We start from the raw sequence: 20,305 nt of genomic DNA on the forward strand, positions 1-20,305 counted from the left end.
CTGGAGGCCCACCCGTCATCCGAACGACAGCGGGCGGACGGTTCCCCCCGTCGGAGGGGACCGTCCGCCCGCTGTCGTGGTGCGTGCCGGGGGTCAGCGGCTGCGGCGCCGGCCGCCCCGGGCGGCGCCCTGGCCGTTCTTGGCGCCGGCGTTGCGGCCGGCCCGGGCCACCTTGGCCCGTCGGGTCGCGGCCTTCACCCCGCCGGGGCTCTCCCCCGCCTTGACCTGGACCACCCGGGTCGAGGTCTCCAGGGTGCCCTCGCCGACCGAGATCACGGTCCACTCGACGGCGCCCAGCTTGGCCAGCCCGGCGCGCGAGTCGGCCAGCTCCTGCTCGGCGCTGTCGCCCTTGAGCGCCAGCATCTGCCCGTGCGGGCGGAGCAGCGGCATGCCCCAGCCGGCCAGTCGGTCGAGCGGGGCCACCGCCCGGGCGGTCACCACGTCCACCGCGAGCTTGCCGACCATCTCCTCGGCCCGGCCGCGCAGCACCGTGACGTTCTCCAGCGCCAGCTCCCGGACGACCTCCTCCAGGAAGGTGGTCCGGCGCAGCAGCGGCTCCAGCAGGGTCACCGAGACGTCCGGGCGGGCCAGCGCCACCGGGATGCCGGGCAGGCCGGCGCCGGAGCCGACGTCGCACAGGGTGGATCCGGCCGGCAGCAGCTCGGCCAGCACCGCGCAGTTGAGGACGTGCCGGTCCCAGAGCCGGGGCACCTCGCGGGGCCCGATCAGCCCGCGCCGGACGCCCGCCGTGGCCAGCAGCTCGGTGTAGCGGACGGCGGCGTCGAAGCGGTCGCCGAAGACCTCCCGGGCGGCGGCCGGTGCCTCGGCCAGCACGTCCAGCTCGGGCACCTCGGCCCGCTCCTCAGCGTCAGGGTTCACGTCCGCCCCCGGACGGCCGGCGGCCGCGCTCTCCGTGTCCATCTCGACCTCTCCGATCTCCGGATCCACCGACCCGCTCAAACGCACTGTTTCACGTGAAACATCCCAGAAGGAACAACGACCCCGCCCGCACGAGGCGGACGGGGTCGCGTTCGGTAAGGCTCACCGGCCGCCGCGGCGACCGGTCGTCGGTCCGACGGCCTCAGGCCGGCAGCACGACCACGCACCGCTGGGGCTCTTCGCCCTCCGACTCACTGCGCAGACCGGCGGCCGCGACCGCGTCGTGGACGACCTTGCGCTCGAAGGGCGTCATCGGCCGCAGCTTGACCTGCTCGCCGCTGCTCTTGGCCTGCTCCGCGGCCTCGGCGCCCAGAACGGCCAGCTCCTCGCGCTTGCGGGCCCGGAAGCCGGCAATGTCCAGCATGAGACGGCTGCGCTCGCCGGTCTCCCGGTGGACAGCCAACCGGGTCAGCTCCTGCAAGGCCTCCAGCACCTCGCCGTCCTGGCCGACCAGGCGCTGCAGCGCGCGGTCGTTGCCGTCGCTGACGATGGAGACCAGGGCACGGTCGCCCTCGACGTCCATGTCGATGTCACCGTCGAGGTCCGCGATGTCGAGCAGACCCTCCAGGTAGTCCGCTGCGATGTCACCCTCCTGCTCCAGGCGGGTGATGAGGCTCTCGTCGGTGCTGGCGACGTCCTCGGCCTCGACGGCGGAGGTGGTGCCTTCCGTCACTGATGGACTCCTTCGGAGATGGGCCCGGCTGGCGGGCGGGGAACGAAGCTCTTCGCAGCTGCCACAACGGGCCAGGGGTCGGTCAGGACTTCTTCTTCGGCCGCTGGCCGCCGCGCTTGGGCTGCTGCCGAGTGCCCTGCTTGGTGCCGCCGGGCTTGGCAGCGGTCTGCTTGTCGGCCGCCGGCTTGGCAGCGGAGTCGGCCGGGGCGGCGTCCTCGGCGGCGCTGTCCTCACCCGGCTCGGCCGCCTGGATGGCACCGCCGTGCTGGCGCTGGGCCTTGGTCTGGCGACGGGGCTGCTGGCGGCTCGCCCGGACCGACTCCTCGACCACGGCGGCGGCGGAGGCCGCCTCGGCGATGGCCGTCTTGGACGGGGGCAGCATGCCCCAGAGCGCGCCCTTGATCTCCGTACCGTCCGCACGCAGTCGGCCGGCCTTCTTCAGGCGCGCCTGGCGCTCCTCGAAAGCCTTGCTGCCCGGGGTCGGGTTGTTGTGGATGACGACCAGCTGCTGACCCATCGACCAGACGTTGGTGGTCAGCCAGTAGACCAGGACACCGACCGGGAAGTTGATGCCCATCACGGCGAACATGACCGGGAAGACGTACATCAGCATCTTCTGCTGCTGCATGAACGGCGTCTTGACCGTGAGGTCGACGTTCTTGGTCATCAGCTGGCGCTGGGTGACGAACTGCGACAGCGACATCATGATGATCATCACCGCAGTGACGATCTTGACGCTGGTCTCGGGGCTGCTGACGAAGGTCGCGGAGAGCGGGGCGCCGAAGATGTGCGCCTTGCCGGCGCTCACCAGCAGGGCGCCGTGGATCACGCCGATGTCGTGGCCCTTGGCGACGTTGGACAGCACACCGTAGAGGGCGGTGAAGAACGGCGCCTGGACGATGATGGGAAGGCAGCTGGAGAACGGGTTGGTACCCGCATCCTTGTACAGCTTCATCATCTCTTCGGACTGGCGCTGCCGGTCGTTCTTGTAGCGCTCCTGGATGGCCTTCATCTTCGGCTGGATCGCCTGCATGGCCCGGGTCGCCTTGATCTGCTTCACGAAGAGCGGGATCAGGCAGATCCGGATGACGACCACCATGGAGGCGATGGCGAGACCCCAGGCCCAGCCACCGTCCGGGTCGAAGATGTTGCTGTACAGCGAGTGGAACTGGACGATGATCCAGGACACCGCCGTGTAGAGGGGACTCAGAAAACCGAAGGTCACCGGTCAGACTCCTTGGACATCGGGCTTCGCCACCGGCTCCGGCTCGGCGGTCCCGCTCTTGGGGCTCAGCAGATCACGCAGCCGGCGGTGCCACACCGGGTGCTTGCGAGGCGGAACGTGGTCCACCCCGCCAGGCGACCAGGGGTTGCAACGCAGGATGCGCCAGACGGTCAGCCCGCCGCCCTTCACCGCCCCGTGCACCTTCACGGCCTCGTAGCCGTAGTGCGAGCAGGAGGGGTAGTAACGGCAGACCGGACCGAGCAGTGGGCTGATGGTCCACTGGTAGACCCTGATCAGACCCATCAGCAGGTACTTCATCGCCCTGCTCCCGTCGGCGCCGTCGCGGCGGGCTCGACCCTCAGCAACCGCTTGAGCGCCGCGTCCAGATCACGTTCGAGGTCCTGGTACGAGGCGGTCGCGGCCTGGGGCAGCGCACGCACCACTATCAGGCTACCGGCGGGCAGCCTGGACAGACGATCACGGAGAAGATGGCGCAACCGGCGCTTCACCAGGTTGCGGACGACCGCCGGGCCAACGGCCTTGCTCACGACGAAACCCGCACGCGCCGAAGGAGTCCCCTCGGCGACGTGCGGGCGGATGTCGCTGGTCCGGTCGGTCTGCCCCTGCTGCTCGTCATCTCTGCTGAGATGGACGACCAGAAGGGGCCGGCCGGCCCGGCGACCGCGTTTCACCGCGGTCGCGAAGTCCTGGCGCCGCCGCAACCGATTCTCGGAGGGCAGCACAACAGACTCTGGTGCGGATCAGGCGGACAGGCTGGCGCGGCCCTTGCCACGGCGGGCAGCCAGGATGGCGCGGCCGGCGCGGGTACGCATACGCAGCCGGAAGCCGTGGGTCTTCGCGCGACGACGGTTGTTCGGCTGGAAGGTGCGCTTGCTCACTCGGGGGCTCCTGAGGTGAATCGTAGGATGACGGGGGGTCGCTTGGCCGTCACCGTGCGTCCGCGTGATCTCCCCATGATTCGGAAATCCGGCCCATCGCCCCAGTTCGGCTGGGGTCTTGGGCAATCCACGGCGCCCGTGCTGCGCGCCTTATGGAGCGGGTGGACCCGCGGACATGCGGCAGCGGCCATCGACAACTCGACCTGGTTACGGTACGCGGGACGGGGCACGAGGGTCAAACCAGCCCTCCGGAGGGCGTTTACCCACAGCCTGTGGACAACGACTTGATCCGTCCCTGTTCGCTGACTACCGTTGCAGGACTTGTCTGGTTTGTTCTTGGAAAGCGTGCACCAGTGGCTGATGTCAACAGCGACCTAGTCCCGGTCTGGGCGAGGGTCGTCGAGCGGCTGGTCAGCGACCCCGATATCGGGGAGATGGACAAACAGTGGGTGCAGCGCACCCAGCCCATGTGGATGATGCACGACACCGCCCTGCTGGCGACCCCGAACGAGCGGGCCAAGCAGGTGCTGGAGGGTCGGCTGCTGCCCCAGCTGACCGACGCGCTCAGCCGCGAACTCAACCGGCCGGTCCGGATCGCCGTGATGGTGGACGCCAACGCCGCGCCGACCACCCCAGCGCCCGCCCCCCAGGCCCCCGCCGAGCCGTACCCGGCCCCCACCGAGCCGTACCCGGGCCCGGCCGAGGACGACTCCGACTACGGCGACCAGGGCTACCGCCAGCCGTACGAGCAGGACTACGAGCGCCCCCGCTACGACACCGGCGGCTACGAGCAGCGCCCCGCGCCCTACGGCGGCCAGCCGGCCCAGCCCTGGCCCGGCTACCAGGAGCACCAGGCGCCGTACCCGGAGGCCGAGGAGCCCGCTCCCCGCCAGGCGCCGCGGCACCTCCCCGGCCCGCCCTCGACGACCCAGGGCGACCTCTTCGGCGGCGCGTACGGCCCCGGCCCGGGCGAGCAGCCCCGCACCGGCGCCGGCCGCCGCGGGCACGGATCCCGGCCCTCCGGCGGCCGCCCGGCCGAGAAGCCCGCCGCCGAGCGGTCCGCCGAGCGCCCCGGCGTCCCCGGGGTACCCGCCCCGCCCGGCGCTCCCCCGGCCGGCGGCTCGCGCAAGGACGAGCCGGCCGCCCGGCTGAACCCCAAGTACCTGTTCGACACCTTCGTCATCGGCGCCAGCAACCGCTTCGCCCACGCGGCGGCGGTGGCGGTCGCCGAAGCCCCGGCCAAGGCGTACAACCCGCTCTTCATCTACGGCGAGTCCGGGCTGGGCAAGACCCACCTGCTGCACGCCATCGGGCACTACTCGCGCAGCCTCTTCCCGGGCACCCGGGTGCGCTACGTGTCCTCCGAGGAGTTCACCAACGAGTTCATCAACTCGATCCGGGACGGCAAGGCGGACACCTTCCGCCGCCGCTACCGGGACATGGACATCCTGCTCGTGGACGACATCCAGTTCCTGGCGAGCAAGGAGTCCACCCAGGAGGAGTTCTTCCACACCTTCAACACCCTCCACAACGCGAACAAGCAGATCGTCCTGTCCTCGGACCGGCCGCCCAAGCTGCTGACCACGCTGGAGGACCGGCTGCGCAACCGCTTCGAGTGGGGACTGATCACCGACGTCACCCCGCCGGAGCTGGAGACCCGGATCGCGATCCTGCGCAAGAAGGCGATCCAGGAACAACTCAACGCCCCCGCAGACGTGTTGGAGTTCATCGCGTCCCGGATCACCCGCAACATCCGGGAGTTGGAGGGCGCGCTGATCCGGGTCACCGCCTTCGCCAACCTCAACCGGGCCCCGGTGGACCTGGAGTTGGCCGGGATCGTCCTCAAGGACCTGATCCCGGGCGGGGACGAGGACGCCGGTCCGGAGATCACCGCGCAGGTCATCATGCAGCAGACCGCCGCGTACTTCGGCCTGGGCGTGGACGACCTCTGCGGCTCCTCGCGCAGCCGGGTGCTGGTGACGGCCCGGCAGATCGCGATGTACCTGTGCCGGGAGCTCACCGACCTCTCGCTGCCGAAGATCGGCGCGCAGTTCGGCGGCCGCGACCACACCACGGTGATGCACGCGGACCGCAAGATCCGCTCGCTGATGGCCGAGCGGCGCTCCATCTACAACCAGGTCACCGAACTCACCAACCGCATCAAGAGCTAGCCGCCCGGCACGAGTTGGCCCCGTGCCCCCGCGAGCCCCCGAAGGGCGTCAGGAGCGATCCTGACGCCCTTTCGCCGTTTCCACAGGTGTGCGTCGCGCTCCGGCTGGGCAGGAATCCGCCTGACGGACGTGCCACCAGTCCACAGCCCGCGCCGAACAACTGACCGGTGATTCGAAAACCGGGGGCGCGCAAGGCCGTTGTCCACAGGCCGGGCCCCTTCTGCACAGTCCACAGGCCGGGGAGCCCGGAGTTATCCAGAATTCGTCCACAGGCCCGTCGCCGCTACGCTCTTCCGCGCAGGTCAGATGCCTGTGGACTTGTGCACAACGGTTATCCACAGGGTGTGGACAATTGACGGGCCGCCAGTGGGCCGTCCGGGTTATCCACCGGTTGTCCCCAGGCCCGGGGCGGTTATCCCCAGGTTGTCCACAGCGGAGTCCACAGTTCGACAACCTTGTGACGCTGTTCATACCCTGGTGTGAAAGGCGTCACGAAAAGTTGACCGGCGCCCGTGGATAACCGGGCCCGGATCTGGGGACAGCCCTGGGGATAACCTGTGGATACCCTGCGTGCCCTGTGGGTAACGCTCGGCTGTCCACAGCGCGGCTCGCCCGTCCACAGCCGCCGTCCACACCCACTGTGGACAAAATTCGGGCGCTGACCTGCGGAAACGGGGTTATCCACGGTTTCCACAGGCCCTACTACTACCGCTACACAGTTAGACCGTGAACCTGCTTTCAAAGTGGGTGGGCCCGAAATCTGTGGACAACGCGACCGGCCGTCGGACCCGACGCCTGTTCGGGTCGCTTCCGCCCGTCTGCCCCGTCTGTCGGCGGAGTACGTCAGACTGTCCTTTGCGACTGGAAGCGGAGTGGTAGAGCTCGGCGGACAGGCGGACCGACGATCAAGATCAGACGAACCAGAGTGCGAGCGGGAGCGCTCGATCCAGGAGGCGGTTACCGGTGAAGTTCCGGGTGGAGCGTGACGTCCTCGCGGAGGCGGTGGCCTGGGCTGCTCGCAGCCTCCCGGCACGGCCGCCGGTGCCGGTGCTGGCCGGCCTGCTGCTGACCGCGCAGGAGGGCAGCCTGGCGCTGTCCGGCTTCGACTACGAGGTCTCGGCCCGGGTCGAGCTGGAGGCGGACATCGAGGAGGCCGGCACCGTCCTGGTCTCCGGTCGCCTGCTCAACGACATCTCGCGGAACCTCCCCAACAGGCCTGTGGAGATCTCCACCGACGGCCAGCGGGTCAGCGTGGTCTGCGGCAGCTCCCGCTTCACCCTCCCCACCCTCCCCGTGGACGAGTACCCGGCCCTGCCCCAGATGCCGACCGCCACCGGCACCGTCTCCGGTGACGTCTTCGCCTCCGCGGTCAGCCAGGCCGCCGTCGCGGCCGGCCGTGACGACACCCTGCCGGTCCTCACCGGTGTCCGGGTCGAGATCGAGGGCGACCGGATCACCCTGGCCGCCACCGACCGCTACCGCTTCGCCGTCCGCGACCTGCTGTGGAAGCCCGAGCAGTCGGACATCTCCGCGGTCGCGCTGGTCCCGGCCAAGACCCTCCAGGACATCGCCAAGTCCCTGGGCAGCGGCGACAACGTCTCCATCGCGCTCTCGTCGGGCGGCGCGGGCGAGGGCCTGATCGGCTTCGAGGGCGCCGGCCGCCGCACCACCACCCGGCTGCTGGAGGGCGAGTTCCCCAAGTTCCGCAGCCTCTTCCCGACCGAGTTCAGCGCGGTCGCCGCGATCCAGACCCAGCCCTTCCTGGAGGCGCTCAAGCGCGTCTCGCTGGTCGCCGAGCGCAACACCCCGGTCCGGCTCAACTTCGAGCAGGGCGTGCTGACCCTGGAGGCCGGTTCGGGCGACGACGCCCAGGCTACCGAGCGGATCGAGGCCGACCTCGAGGGCGACGACATCTCGATCGCCTTCAACCCGGGCTACCTGGAGGAGGGTCTCAAGGCCATCGACTCCCCCTTCGCCCAGCTGAGCTTCACCACCCCGACCAAGCCGGCCCTGCTCAGCGGCAAGGTCTCGGTGGACGCCGAGGAGGACAAGGCGTACCAGTACCTGATCATGCCGGTCCGCCTCTCCGGCTGACCGCCCGGCCAGGTCGGTCGTCCACAGGCTGTGCACACCCGCTGTGCACAGCCTGTGGACGTCTCCCCCGACGCTCTCCCCCTGCTGTCTCCCCGCTCTCCCCCGGTCGGCCCGGCGGCGCGGAGTCCGGATCCGCCGGAAGCGTAGGCTCGGGGAGTGCGGCAACGGCGCCGCCGCCAGGCACGTCCCCACAGTAAGGATTTGGTCATGGAGCTCGGCCTCATCGGTCTCGGCAAGATGGGCGGCAACATGCGCGAGCGGATCCGCCGCGCCGGCCACACCGTCATCGGATTCGACCGCAACCCGGAGATCTCCGACGTCGAGAGCCTGCAGGAGCTCGTCACCAAGCTCCAGGGCCCGCGCGTGATCTGGGTGATGGTTCCGGCCGGCGCCGCGACCCAGGCGACCGTCGACGAGCTCGCCGAACTGCTCTCCCCCGGTGACGTCGTGGTCGACGGCGGCAACTCCCGCTGGACTGACGACATCAAGCACGCCGAGGCGCTGGCGGCCAAGGGCATCGGCTTCGTCGACTGCGGCGTCTCCGGCGGCGTCTGGGGCCTGGAGAACGGCTACGCGCTGATGTACGGCGGCGACGCCGAGCACGTCGCCCTGGTCCAGCCGGTGTTCGACGCGCTCAAGCCCGAGGGCGACTTCGGCTCGGTGCACGCGGGCGCGGTGGGCGCCGGTCACTTCGCCAAGATGGTCCACAACGGCATCGAGTACGCGATGATGCAGGCCTTCGCCGAGGGCTGGGAGCTGCTGGAGGCCGCCCCCGAGGTCACCGACGTGCGCGAGGTCTTCCGCAGCTGGCAGGAGGGCACCGTCATCCGCTCCTGGCTGCTGGACCTGGCCGTCCGCGCCCTGGACGACGACGAGCACCTGGACAAGCTGCGCGGCTGGGCCGCCGACTCCGGCGAGGGCCGCTGGACCGTCGAGGCCGCGATCGACCACGCGGTGCCGCTGCCGGCGATCACCGCCTCGCTGTTCGCCCGCTTCGCCTCCCGCCAGGACGACTCCCCGCAGATGAAGATGATCGCCGCGCTGCGCAACCAGTTCGGCGGCCACGCGGTCGAGTCCAAGTAACCGCAGGCCCCTCCGGAGAAGGCGAGCGCAGTCCACCGCCATGCACGTCGCGCACCTGTTGCTCGCCGACTTCCGGTCGTACGCCCGGGCCGAGGTTCCCCTCGACCCGGGCGTGACGGCCTTCGTCGGGCCCAACGGCCAGGGCAAGACCAACCTGGTCGAGGCGATCGGCTACGTCGCCACCCTGGGCAGTCACCGCGTCGCGACCGACGCCCCGCTGATCCGGCTGGGCGCCGAACGGGCGGTCATCCGCACCTCGGTGGTGGACCGCGGCCGCTCCACCCTGGTCGAGCTGGAGCTCACGGCGGGCAAGGCCAACCGGGCCCGGATCAACCGCTCCGACAACGTCCGCCCGCGCGACGTGCTGGGCCTGCTGCGCACGGTGCTGTTCGCCCCCGAGGACCTCACCCTGGTCAAGGGCGACCCGGGCGAGCGCCGGCGCTTCCTGGACGAGCTGCTGACCGCCCGCGCACCCCGGCTGGCTGGGGTCCGGCAGGACTACGAGCGAGTGCTCAAGCAGCGCAACGCCCTGCTGAAGACCGCCGCGATGGCCCGCCGGGCCGGCGGCGGCAAGGACGCCGACCTCTCCACCCTGGAAGTCTGGGACGGCCATCTGGCCCGCGCCGGAGCCGAGTTGACGGCCTTCCGGATCCAACTGGTGGCGGCCCTGCAGCCGTTGGTGACGGCCGCGTACGGCCGGGTGGCCCCGGGCGGCGGTGAGACCGCGCTGGAGTACCGCAGCTCCTTCGAGGGCGAGCTGCCGACCAGCCGGGAACAGGCCGAGGAGCAGCTGCTGGCGGCGCTGCTGGCGGTCCGCAAGCAGGAGGTCGAGCGCGGGATCACCCTGGTCGGGCCGCACCGCGACGAGCTGGGGCTCAAGCTCGGCCCGCTGCCCGCCAAGGGCTACGCCAGCCACGGGGAGTCCTGGTCGTTCGCGCTGGCGCTGCGGCTGGCCTCGTACGAGCTGCTGCGCGCCGACGGCGGCGAGCCGGTCCTGATCCTGGACGACGTGTTCGCCGAGCTGGACGCCGCCCGCCGGGACCGGCTGGCGGAGCTGGTGGCCGACGGCGAGCAGGTGCTGGTGACGGCGGCGGTGGCCGAGGACGTGCCCAAGGCGCTGGCCGGCGCCCGGTTCGCGGTCGCCGACGGCGCCGTCCGCCGGATCGACGCCTGATCCCCCCGGCACCACACCCACATCACGGAACAGCGCGGCACGGCAGGTGCCGACGTCCGGCGTGTGCGCGCTCCCGTAGGCTGGACGGCTCATCGGGTTGTCCACAGGCTGGGGAAAGGAGATCGCCGTGAGCGAATCGGCGGAGACCTCCCCCGGCCCCGGCGGCGCCGAGCCGACCGGTGCCGACCTCGCCCGGTCCGCCCTGCGGGCCGCCCGCGCCCAGGCCCGCCAGCGCGGGGAGCAGGTCCAGCAGAAGCGCGAGGCGAAGCGGCACGGGCTGCGCAGCGGCGCCCGCTCGGACGGCCGCGACCCGGTGCCGCTGGGCGCGGCGCTGAACCGGCTGCTGACCGAGCGCGGCTGGGAGTCCTCGGCCGCGGTCGGCGGCGTGATGGGCCGTTGGCCGCAGATCGTCGGCCCGGACATCGCCGCGCACTGCCACCCCTCCTCCTACGACGAGGCCGAGGCGGTGCTCACCGTGCAGTGCGACTCCACCGCCTGGGCCACTCAACTGCGCTGGCTGGCACGGCAGTTGGTGGCCCGTCTGAATCACGAGCTGGGCCACGGCACGGTCCGCACCATCAAGGTGCTCGGCCCGGCCGCGCCGGCCCGCGGCTACGGCCGGCTGCGCGCGCCCGGCAGCAAGGGCCCGGGCGACACCTGGGGCTGAGTCCGGCCGGCGCCGGCCGGTTCCGGCCGGGATCGGACCACGATCTTCCGGAACCCCTGACGGCCCTTCCAGGCGCCTCAGGCCCCCCGGGCGAGTATCGGGACTCGTGCCGAGGGGATTCAGGGCGGCATATCTGCCTTCAAGGGCTGCCAAACGCCCATCTCTGTCAGTCGTACCGGTAGACTGAAAGCCAAACACTGTTGCTAGTGGCAACCGAGTCGAAACGCCGTGGTCGCACGCTCGCCCGAACGGGGCGGGAATGCGGCCCGTGCTGTGCCAGAGAGGGCGCTTCGTGGCCGATTCCGGCAACCCCAGCCAGACCCCAGACCAGACCGACCAGGCTTCCTACACCGGTAGCAACATCCAGGTGCTGGAAGGCCTCGACGCCGTCCGCAAGCGCCCCGGCATGTACATCGGCTCCACCGGTGAGCGCGGCCTGCACCACCTGGTGCAGGAGGTCGTGGACAACTCCGTCGACGAGGCGATGGCCGGGTACGCCGACACCATCGACGTCACGATCATGGCCGACGGCGCGATCCGCGTCGTCGACAACGGCCGAGGCATCCCGGTGGACATCGTCCCCGGTCAGGACAAGCCGGCCGTCGAGGTCGTGCTCACCGTCCTGCACGCGGGCGGCAAGTTCGGCGGTGGCGGCTACGCCGTCTCCGGCGGTCTGCACGGCGTCGGCGTCTCGGTGGTGAACGCGCTGTCCACCCGGCTCTCGGTGGAGATCCACAAGGACGGCAACATCTGGACCCAGGACTACAAGATGGGCGCGCCGACCGCCGCCCTGGTCAAGGGCGCGGAGACCGACCGCACCGGCACCACGGTGACCTTCTGGGCCGACGCCGACATCTTCGAGACCACCGTCTACTCGTTCGAGACGCTCTCCCGGCGCTTCCAGGAGATGGCGTTCCTCAACAAGGGCCTGTCGATCTCGCTGACCGACGAGCGCCCCGAGCACGTGGACGAGGAGGGCAAGCCGCTCACCGTCACGTACAAGTACGACGGCGGCATCGCCGACTTCGTCGCCCACCTCAACTCCCGCAAGGGCGAGGTCATCCACCCCTCGGTGATCGACTTCGAGGCGGAGGACAAGGACAAGGCGATCTCGGTGGAGGTCGCGATGCAGTGGAACTCCTCGTACACCGAGGGGGTCTACAGCTTCGCCAACACCATCCACACCCACGGCGGCGGCACCCACGAGGAGGGCTTCCGCGCCGCGCTGACCGGCCTGGTCAACCGCTACGCGCGGGACAAGAAGCTGCTCCGCGAGAAGGACGACAACCTCTCCGGTGAGGACATCCGCGAGGGTCTGACCGCGATCATCTCGGTCAAGCTCGGCGAGCCGCAGTTCGAGGGCCAGACCAAGGACAAGCTCGGCAACACCGAGGCCAAGACCTTCGTCCAGAAGGTCGTCCACGAGCAGCTCAACGACTGGCTGGACCGCAACCCGAACGAGGCCGCGGACATCATCCGCAAGTCCATCCAGGCCGCCACCGCGCGCGTCGCCGCCCGCAAGGCCCGCGACCTCACCCGCCGCAAGGGCCTGCTGGAGTCCGCGTCGCTGCCGGGCAAGCTCTCGGACTGCCAGTCCAAGGACCCGTCCGAGTGCGAGATCTTCATCGTCGAGGGTGACTCCGCAGGCGGCTCGGCCAAGCAGGGCCGGGACCCGCGCACCCAGGCCATCCTGCCGATCCGCGGCAAGATCCTGAACGTCGAGAAGGCCCGGATCGACAAGGTGCTGCAGAACACCGAGGTCCAGGCGCTGATCTCGGCCTTCGGCTGCGGCATCCAGGAGGACTACGACGAGTCCAAGCTGCGGTACCACAAGATCGTCCTGATGGCCGACGCCGACGTCGACGGTCAGCACATCCGCACCCTGCTGCTGACCCTGCTGTTCCGCTTCATGCGGCCGCTGGTCGAGTCCGGGTACGTCTACCTCGCCATGCCCCCGCTGTACAAGATCAAGTGGGGCAAGGACGACTTCGAGTACGCCTACTCCGATCGCGAGCGCGACGCGCTGATCGCCGCCGGCGTCGAGGCCGGGCGCCGGCTCCCCAAGGACGACGCGATCCAGCGCTTCAAGGGTCTCGGCGAGATGAACGCCGAGGAGCTCCGGGTCACCACCATGGACGCCGAGCACCGGCTGCTGCTCCAGGTCACCCTGGAGGACGCCGCCCGCGCCGACGAGCTGTTCTCCGTGCTGATGGGCGAGGACGTCGAGGCCCGCCGCTCCTTCATCCAGCGCAACGCCAAGGACGTCCGCTTCCTGGACGTGTGACGCCTGCGAACCAGGCCCCGCACGTACCAGTCCGCGTGAAAGGAAACTGACCACCAGTGGTCGACGACAACCGTCCCGAAGGCGACCAGCCCGAGACCCCCGAGCCCGCCGAGGCCACCGCCCAGGCGACCATGCGGATCGAGCCGGTCGAGCTCGAGACCGAGATGCAGCGCTCCTACCTCGACTACGCGATGAGCGTGATCGTCAGCCGGGCGCTCCCCGAGGTCCGCGACGGCCTCAAGCCGGTGCACCGCCGCGTGCTCTACGCGATGTACGACGGCGGGTACCGGCCCGAGAAGGGCTACTACAAGTGCGCCCGCGTCGTCGGCGACGTCATGGGCAACTACCACCCGCACGGTGACACCTCGATCTACGACACCGTGGTCCGGCTGGCCCAGCCGTGGTCGATGCGGATGCCGCTGGTGGACGGCAACGGCAACTTCGGCTCCCCGGGCAACGACCCGGCCGCGGCCATGCGCTACACCGAGTGCAAGATGATGCCGCTGGCCATGGAGATGATGCGCGACATCGACGAGGAGACCGTCGACTTCGCGCCCAACTACGACGGCCGCTCGCAGGAGCCGACCGTCCTGCCCGCGCGCATCCCCAACCTGCTGGTCAACGGTGCCACCGGCATCGCGGTCGGCATGGCCACCAACATCCCGCCGCACAACCTCCGCGAGGTCGCCTCCGGCGCGCTCTGGTACCTGGAGAACCCCGAGGCCTCCGCCGAGGAGCTGCTGGAGGCGCTGATCGAGCGGATCAAGGGCCCGGACTTCCCCACCGGCGCGCTGATCGTCGGCCGCCGCGGGATCGACGACTACTACCGCACCGGTCGCGGCTCGGTCACCATGCGCGCCGTGGTCGAGGTCGAGGAGATCCAGGGCCGCCAGTGCCTGGTGATCACCGAGCTGCCGTACCAGGTCAACCCGGACAACCTCGCGCTGAAGATCGCCGACCTGGTCAAGGACGGCAAGATCGCCGGCATCGCCGACGTCCGGGACGAGTCCTCGTCCCGCACCGGCCAGCGCCTGGTGGTCGTGCTCAAGCGCGACGCGGTCGCCAAGGTCGTGCTCAACAACCTGTACAAGCACACCGAGCTGCAGACCAACTTCGGCGCCAACATGCTGGCCCTGGTCGACGGCGTGCCGCGCACCCTGTCGCTGGACGCCTTCATCCGGCACTGGGTCAACCACCAGGTCGAGGTCATCGTCCGGCGCACCACCTTCCGGCTGCGCAAGGCCGAGGAGCGCGCCCACATCCTGCGCGCGCTGCTGAAGGCCCTGGACCTGATCGACGAGGTCATCGCGCTGATCCGGGCCTCGGCCAGCGCCGACGCCGCCCGCACCGGCCTGATGGGCCTGCTGGACATCGACGAACTCCAGGCCAACGCGATCCTGGAGATGCAGCTGCGCCGACTGGCCGCCCTGGAGCGCCAGCGGATCATGGACGAGCACGACGAGCTGCAGCGCAAGATCGACGAGTACAACGCGATCCTGGCCTCGCCGACCCGTCAGCGCGAGATCATCTCCGAGGAGCTCGCCGCGATCGTCGAGAAGTACGGCGACGAGCGCCGCTCGACCCTCATCCCCTCGGACGGCGACCTCTCCATCGAGGACCTCATCGCCGAGGAGGACATCGTCGTCACGATCACCCGTGGCGGCTACGTCAAGCGGACCCGCTCCGACCTCTACCGCTCGCAGAAGCGCGGCGGCAAGGGCGTGCGCGGTGCCCAGCTGAAGCAGGACGACATCGTCGACCACTTCTTCGTGACGACGACCCACAACTGGATCCTGTTCTTCACCAACAAGGGCCGGGTCTACCGCGCCAAGGGCTACGAGCTCCCGGACGCCGGGCGCGACGCCCGCGGCCAGCACGTGGCCAACCTGCTGGCCTTCCAGCCGGGGGAGCACATCGCCCAGGTGATGGCCGTCCGCACCTACGAGGACAAGCCGTACCTGGTCCTCGCCACCCGGGCCGGCCTGGTGAAGAAGTCCGCGCTGAAGGACTACGACTCCCCGCGCTCCGGCGGCCTGATCGCGATCAACCTGCGCCAGGACGAGGAGGGCCAGGACGACGAGCTGATCGGCGCCGAGCTGGTCTCCTCCGAGGACGACCTGCTGCTGGTCTCCAAGAAGGCCCAGTCGATCCGCTTCACCGCGACCGACGACGCGCTGCGCCCCACCGGCCGTGCCACCTCCGGCGTCAAGGGCATGGCGTTCCGCGAGGACGACGAGCTGCTCTCGATGAACGTGGTCCGTCCGGGTACCTACGTGTTCACCGCCACTGACGGCGGGTACGCCAAGCGAACGGCCGTGGACGAGTACCGTGTCCAGGGACGTGGCGGCTACGGCACCAAGGCGGCGAAGATCGTCGAGGGCCGGGGCTCGCTGGTCGGCGCGCTGGTGGTCGACGACACCGACGAGATCATGGCGATCACCCTCTCGGGTGGGGTGATCCGCACGAGGGTTTCCGAGGTTCGTGAAACCGGACGTGACACCATGGGCGTCCAACTGATCAACCTCGGAAAGCGCGACGCGGTCGTGGGCATGGCCCGCAACGCGGAGGCCGAGGACGAGGAGACGGCGGAGGACGAGGTCGCTGGCACCGAGTCCACCGAGACGGCCGAGGGTACGGGGACGGCGGTCGGCGGCGACGCCGAGGTCTGAACCGAACCGCAGACCGGTGCCGTCGCGTCCAGAGAGAGGACGCGGCGGCACCGGACGCCGACCAGTACCGGGCAATCCCGCCGGGCGCTGGATGACGAGTGACGGATCAGGGCGCCGCCCTGGTGGGAAGTGCGGGAGGACCAGGTGAGTGGAGCCACGGGTGCTGCGGGAGGACCCTCCGGCGGCCGTCCGGGCGCGCAGGGCGGGGGGTCGTACGGCGTGCCGGGGCAGCCGCCGACCGAGCACTCGGCCGCGTCCACCTCGCTGATGCCGCCGGTCGGCGGAGCGGGTCAGGCCGGTGCGACCTACGGGGGCCAGACCCCGCCCCCGTCCGGTAGTCCGGCTGCCGGACAGAGCGGCTTCTCGCAGCCGACCACGTACGCCAAGGGCCAGCCGACCCCGCCCCGGGGCACCCGGACCGGCGGCAACACCCCGGCCGGTGGCACCCCGGTGCCCGGCGCGCCGCGCCGCCCCGCCGGCGGGCCCGCGACCGTCGGCGGCGGCCTCGGCCGGACCCGCAAGGCCCGGCTGCGGGTGACCAAGGTCGACCCGTGGTCGGTGATGAAGGTCAGCTTCCTGCTGTCGCTGGCCGTCGGCATCATCATCATCGTGGCCTCGGCCGTGCTGTGGATGACGCTGGACTCGCTCGGCGTCTTCGACTCGCTGACCAAGACGCTCAAGGACGTCACCGGCGGCGGCGCGGACAACGCCAGCAGCCAGCTCAACCTGATGGACTACATCGGCTTCGGCCAGGTCATGATGTTCACCACGCTGATCGCCGTGGTCGACGTCGTCCTGCTGACCGCGCTGTCCACGCTCTCCGCGTTCATCTACAACGCGGCGGCCGGCTTCACCGGCGGCGTCGAGCTGACCCTGGCCGAGGAGGACTGATCCCGGCCGGATCCTGACCCCCGGTCAGTTCACCGTCCGCAGACGGAATCTACGGGCCCCGCAGGCTGTTGCAGCCTGCGGGGCCCGTCGGCATTCGGGTGACACCGGCAGCCCGCGGCGTGCCGCCCGGAAACGGGCCGCTCGCGGTGGGATTAGCTGGACGCCGCCCGTTCCCACCCCTGGGAGTGCCGCAGGCCGTCCCGGTCGGTCGACCGGGTCAGGAGAGGTTCCGCAGGACGGCTGGACGGAGGCGCGCGGTGGCGAAGCTCGCAGGTCAACTGGTCGAGGCCCTGGAAGGGCTGTTGGGCATCCCGATCCCGTTGCGGGTGCAGGCCTGGGACGGCAGCGTCGCCGGGCCGCCCGGAGCGCCCACCGTGGTCCTGCGCAACCGCAGGGCGCTGCGCCGACTGGTCTGGCAGCCGAACGAGCTGGGCCTGGCCCGGGCCTACGTCGCGGGGGACCTGGACCTCGCCCCCGGCACCGACCTGTACGAGACGCTCTCCGCGGTCGCCCGCTTCGCCGAGCTGCCGGAGATCCGCACCATGGCCCTCGGGCCGCGCGAGGTCCTCGGCGCCGGCGGCCGCCGGGTGCTCGCCGCCGTCCTCCGGGCCGGGGCGGTGGGCCCGGAGCCCACCCCGCCCCCGGAGGAGGTCCGACGGGCCCAGGGGCGGCTGCACAGCCGCGGCCGGGACCGTGCGGCCATCAGCCACCACTACGACGTCGGGAACGACTTCTACGGCCTCGTGCTGGGCTCCTCGATGGTCTACTCGTGCGCCTACTGGACGCCCGAGGCGAAGAGCCTGGAGGCCGCCCAGGAGGCCAAGCTCGACCTGATCTGCCGCAAGCTCGGCCTGCGGCCCGGGATGCGGCTGCTGGACGTCGGCTGCGGCTGGGGCTCGCTGCTGCTCCACGCGGCCGAGCACTACGGGGTCACCGCGGTGGGCGTCTCGATCTCCAAGGAACAGGTCGCGCTGGCCCGGGCCCGGATCGAGGAGGCCGGCCTGGCCGACCGGGTCGAGGTCCGCCTCCAGGACTACCGGGAGATCACCGACGGCCCCTTCGACGCGATCTCCAGCGTCGGCATGGCCGAGCACGTCGGCGAGGAGCAGTACCGGGTCTACGCCGACGGCCTGTACCGGCTGCTGGCGCCCGGCGGCCGGCTGCTCAACCACCAGATCGCCCGCCGCCCCGACTACCCGGGCGAGCCGCACCGCACCAGCCCGTTCATCGACCGCTACGTCTTCCCCGACGGCGAGCTCTCCCCGGTCGGGTCCACCGTGGCGCGGCTGGAGGAGGCCGGCTTCGAGGTCCGGGACGTCGAGGCGCTGCGCGAGCACTATGGGCTGACCCTGCGCGAGTGGGTGGCCAACCTCGAGGCGCACTGGACGGAGGCGGTCCGGCTGGTGGGCCTCGGCCGGGCCCGGGTCTGGCGGCTGTACATGGCCGCCTCCGCGCTGGCCTTCGAGCAGAACCGGATCGGCGTCAACCAGGTCCTGGCCGTCCGCAGCACCGAGGAGGGCGGATCGGGCCTGCCGCCGACCCGCGAGGAGTGGCTGGTGCGCCCGGCCGCCGAGGTCATCGCCGCGACCCCGGCCGGAACGGATTTGGGGGATCGGCGGTCGGTCCGCTAATCTTTCAGTGCGGCAAGGGCCTATAGCTCAGACGGTTAGAGCGCTTCCCTGATAAGGAAGAGGCCACAGGTTCAAGTCCTGTTAGGCCCACCACCGCGAAGGGCCCGGAGTGATCACTCCGGGCCCTTCGGCGTTTTCGCGGATCGGGCGGCTTCCGGTACGCTCTGGTGTGCAGCGAGGGCCTATAGCTCAGACGGTTAGAGCGCTTCCCTGATAAGGAAGAGGCCACAGGTTCAAGTCCTGTTAGGCCCACCGCCCCGAAGGGCCCGGAGTGATCACTCCGGGCCCTTCGGCGTTCCCCGGCGAACCGGCTCAGACGAGGGCATCGCGGGCGGACCGCGTGCGGACGATCCGTACGACAGGAGGTGCGGCGTCAATCCTCGGACCGGACCGCCGGGTTGACGGCACCGGTGGCTGGTCACGATTGGGACACCGGTGTGTATCATCGGCCGCAAGGGCAGTCTGGCACCCGGCAGCCCGTTCGCGCTCGAAACACATCTGGACTCGTCGGCCCGGTCAGCCCGGCCGGAGCACCGGCTCTTGAGTCCGCCAACGCAAGAAGGACGAGGTCCCGCGGTGAAGAAGCTCCTCCTGGTCGCCCTGGTCGCCCTCGGCGGCTTCTTTGTCTACCGTCAGGTCCAGGCGGACCGCGCCGAGCAGGACCTGTGGACCGAGGCCACCGACCCGGTTCCGGCCGGTCGCTGAGCCCCGGGCGATCGCACGATCGACGGTCTTCGGAGGCGCTGACCGCGCCTCCCGAACCGGTCGGCCCGTTCTTTCGATCGGCCCGGCCGGTTCCCCCAGGGGGACGGCTCTCGGAATCACGCCGGAACCCGGTACGCTAGTGCCCGTCGGCACGCGCCGTGCCGTCGAGGGGCATTAGCTCAGTTGGTAGAGCGCTGCCTTTGCAAGGCAGATGTCAGGAGTTCGAGTCTCCTATGCTCCACAGCGCCTGAACGGCGGTCGACCTGTTCTCCAGGTCGGCCGCCGTTCGGCGTTTCCGGGCCCGCGCTAGGCCTGCGGGCGGTCGTCGTCGGACGGCTCCGCGGATCCGGCCGCGTCCTCGGGGGTGACGCCGTTCACCGGAGCGGCGGTCGCGCCGGTCGGCTGGGGCGACTGCGGGGCCGGCGGCTCGACCAGCCACTCCGGGTTGCTGTGCCGGCGCCACCACTGCCAGGCGACCAGGCCGCCGCCGACGGCCAGCACCCCGACCACCACGAGGCCGGTGGACCGGCCGCCGCACCGCTGCCGCCGCTTCGCGTTCCGGGCGGCCAGTTCGCTGATCTCGGACGAGCTGACGTTGCCGTGGAGGGCGGTCAGCGCGGCGGCGCCGCGGGACTGGGCCTCGTGCGCGACCGGGGAGACCGCCGCGCGGGCCTCCTCGACCGCCAGAGCGACCCTGGGGCCGACCGTCGTGCGGGCCTGGTCGGCCGCGCGGGCGGCGGAGAGACGGGCCGCCAGAGCGGCCTCCTGGGCCCGGTGGAGGGCCTTCAGGGCGTTCTCCTGGGCCTCCGGCGGCAGGCTGGCGAAGGCGTGGCCGAACTGCGGGGCGAGGTGCTTGTCGTAGTGGACACGGAGGTGGTGGGCGGCCTGGACGGCCTTGGGGCCGAGGGCGTCCAGGGCGGGCCCGAGGCGCTGTTTGGCGCCGTCCGCGAACTGTGCGGCGGTGTCCCGGGTCCTGGTGGCGGTGTCACGGGCCGAGTCCGAAAAGCTCACGAGTCTCTCCTCCTGGGTGGCGTCCTATATGCACATATCCACCTGAATGCTGATCATGCATGCCGATTTGTCCAGCGGCACGCCGAGATGGGCCGTACGCGGGGCTCGCGGGGGAGGGCGGGGGGCGGGAGGCCGGCCGTCGGGGCGGGGCGCCGCAGTAGGCTGGCGGCTTCGGTGACCGGTCAGGGA

General features: G+C 70.8%; 17 protein-coding genes and 3 tRNA genes. 13 read left to right on the forward strand and 7 right to left on the reverse strand.

The annotated features are described in order from the left end of the window. Positions 1-93: 93 nt before the first annotated feature. The 6 genes from rsmG to rpmH all read right to left on the reverse strand — a co-directional run bounded on the left by rsmG (position 94) and on the right by rpmH (position 3,736). A complete protein-coding gene (gene rsmG / locus ACZ7BZ_RS04005; protein WP_470356988.1) occupies positions 94-921 on the reverse strand; it encodes a 16S rRNA (guanine(527)-N(7))-methyltransferase RsmG in 828 nt (275 codons plus the stop codon). A 160-nt stretch (positions 922-1,081) separates the two neighbouring features. Next, entirely contained in the window at positions 1,082-1,612 is a 531-nt protein-coding gene (locus tag ACZ7BZ_RS04010) for a Jag family protein (RefSeq protein ID WP_465739873.1), read from the reverse strand. Positions 1,613-1,694: 82 nt separating this feature from the next. After that, positions 1,695-2,837 (reverse strand): membrane protein insertase YidC, encoded by a 1,143-nt coding sequence (gene yidC / locus ACZ7BZ_RS04015; protein WP_470356989.1) that lies wholly within the window; start codon positions 2,835-2,837, stop codon positions 1,695-1,697. 3 nt (positions 2,838-2,840) lie between these two features. Next, the gene (gene yidD / locus ACZ7BZ_RS04020) at positions 2,841-3,155 is read right to left on the reverse strand and encodes a membrane protein insertion efficiency factor YidD (protein WP_188307180.1); all 315 of its coding nucleotides are present in this window, start codon (positions 3,153-3,155) and stop codon (positions 2,841-2,843) included. Further along, positions 3,152-3,580 (reverse strand): ribonuclease P protein component, encoded by a 429-nt coding sequence (gene rnpA, locus ACZ7BZ_RS04025; RefSeq protein WP_380461657.1) that lies wholly within the window; start codon positions 3,578-3,580, stop codon positions 3,152-3,154. Before rnpA ends, yidD begins: the two co-directional genes overlap by 4 nt. Before the next feature lie 18 nt (positions 3,581-3,598). Further along, positions 3,599-3,736, reverse strand: coding sequence for a 50S ribosomal protein L34 (gene rpmH / locus ACZ7BZ_RS04030; protein ID WP_030059672.1), 138 nt, complete (start codon positions 3,734-3,736; stop codon positions 3,599-3,601). A 353-nt stretch (positions 3,737-4,089) separates the two neighbouring features. On the opposite strand from rpmH, the gene dnaA reads away from it, so the two are divergent. From dnaA to ACZ7BZ_RS04095, 13 genes are all read left to right on the forward strand, one after another. Further along, positions 4,090-5,907, forward strand: coding sequence for a chromosomal replication initiator protein DnaA (gene dnaA / locus ACZ7BZ_RS04035; protein ID WP_470356990.1), 1,818 nt, complete (start codon positions 4,090-4,092; stop codon positions 5,905-5,907). Between the two features lie 963 nt (positions 5,908-6,870). After that, a complete protein-coding gene (dnaN, locus tag ACZ7BZ_RS04040; protein ID WP_470356991.1) occupies positions 6,871-8,001 on the forward strand; it encodes a DNA polymerase III subunit beta in 1,131 nt (376 codons plus the stop codon). Between the two features lie 207 nt (positions 8,002-8,208). Further along, positions 8,209-9,084 carry a phosphogluconate dehydrogenase (NAD(+)-dependent, decarboxylating) gene (gene gnd, locus ACZ7BZ_RS04045; protein ID WP_465739876.1) on the forward strand — a complete coding sequence of 292 codons (876 nt, stop codon included), beginning with the start codon at positions 8,209-8,211 and terminating at the stop codon, positions 9,082-9,084. A gap of 40 nt (positions 9,085-9,124) precedes the next feature. Further along, positions 9,125-10,258, forward strand: a complete 1,134-nt coding sequence (gene recF, locus ACZ7BZ_RS04050; protein WP_470356992.1) for a DNA replication/repair protein RecF — start codon at positions 9,125-9,127, stop codon at positions 10,256-10,258. 127 nt (positions 10,259-10,385) lie between these two features. Beyond that, entirely contained in the window at positions 10,386-10,925 is a 540-nt protein-coding gene (locus ACZ7BZ_RS04055) for a DciA family protein (RefSeq protein WP_470356993.1), read from the forward strand. A 268-nt stretch (positions 10,926-11,193) separates the two neighbouring features. After that, positions 11,194-13,209 carry a DNA topoisomerase (ATP-hydrolyzing) subunit B gene (gyrB, locus tag ACZ7BZ_RS04060; protein WP_380461663.1) on the forward strand — a complete coding sequence of 672 codons (2,016 nt, stop codon included), beginning with the start codon at positions 11,194-11,196 and terminating at the stop codon, positions 13,207-13,209. Between the two features lie 131 nt (positions 13,210-13,340). Further along, positions 13,341-15,878, forward strand: coding sequence for a DNA gyrase subunit A (gyrA, locus tag ACZ7BZ_RS04065; RefSeq protein WP_380461672.1), 2,538 nt, complete (start codon positions 13,341-13,343; stop codon positions 15,876-15,878). Between the two features lie 144 nt (positions 15,879-16,022). Next, positions 16,023-16,769 (forward strand): DUF3566 domain-containing protein, encoded by a 747-nt coding sequence (locus ACZ7BZ_RS04070; protein ID WP_380461664.1) that lies wholly within the window; start codon positions 16,023-16,025, stop codon positions 16,767-16,769. A 257-nt stretch (positions 16,770-17,026) separates the two neighbouring features. Further along, positions 17,027-18,400 (forward strand): class I SAM-dependent methyltransferase, encoded by a 1,374-nt coding sequence (locus tag ACZ7BZ_RS04075; RefSeq protein WP_470356994.1) that lies wholly within the window; start codon positions 17,027-17,029, stop codon positions 18,398-18,400. A gap of 16 nt (positions 18,401-18,416) precedes the next feature. Beyond that, positions 18,417-18,493 (forward strand) — tRNA-Ile (locus ACZ7BZ_RS04080). Between the two features lie 85 nt (positions 18,494-18,578). Beyond that, positions 18,579-18,652: transfer RNA gene (locus ACZ7BZ_RS04085), tRNA-Ile, on the forward strand. A 324-nt stretch (positions 18,653-18,976) separates the two neighbouring features. After that, positions 18,977-19,105 (forward strand): DLW-39 family protein, encoded by a 129-nt coding sequence (locus tag ACZ7BZ_RS04090; protein WP_014137031.1) that lies wholly within the window; start codon positions 18,977-18,979, stop codon positions 19,103-19,105. 168 nt (positions 19,106-19,273) lie between these two features. Then, positions 19,274-19,346: transfer RNA gene (locus tag ACZ7BZ_RS04095), tRNA-Ala, on the forward strand. 65 nt (positions 19,347-19,411) lie between these two features. Here the strand turns inward: ACZ7BZ_RS04095 and ACZ7BZ_RS04100 are convergent. Beyond that, positions 19,412-20,116, reverse strand: a complete 705-nt coding sequence (locus ACZ7BZ_RS04100) for a DUF5324 family protein (RefSeq protein WP_470356995.1) — start codon at positions 20,114-20,116, stop codon at positions 19,412-19,414. Between the last annotated feature and the right edge of the window lie 189 nt (positions 20,117-20,305).

Source organism: Kitasatospora sp. NPDC036934 (assembly GCF_055608425.1).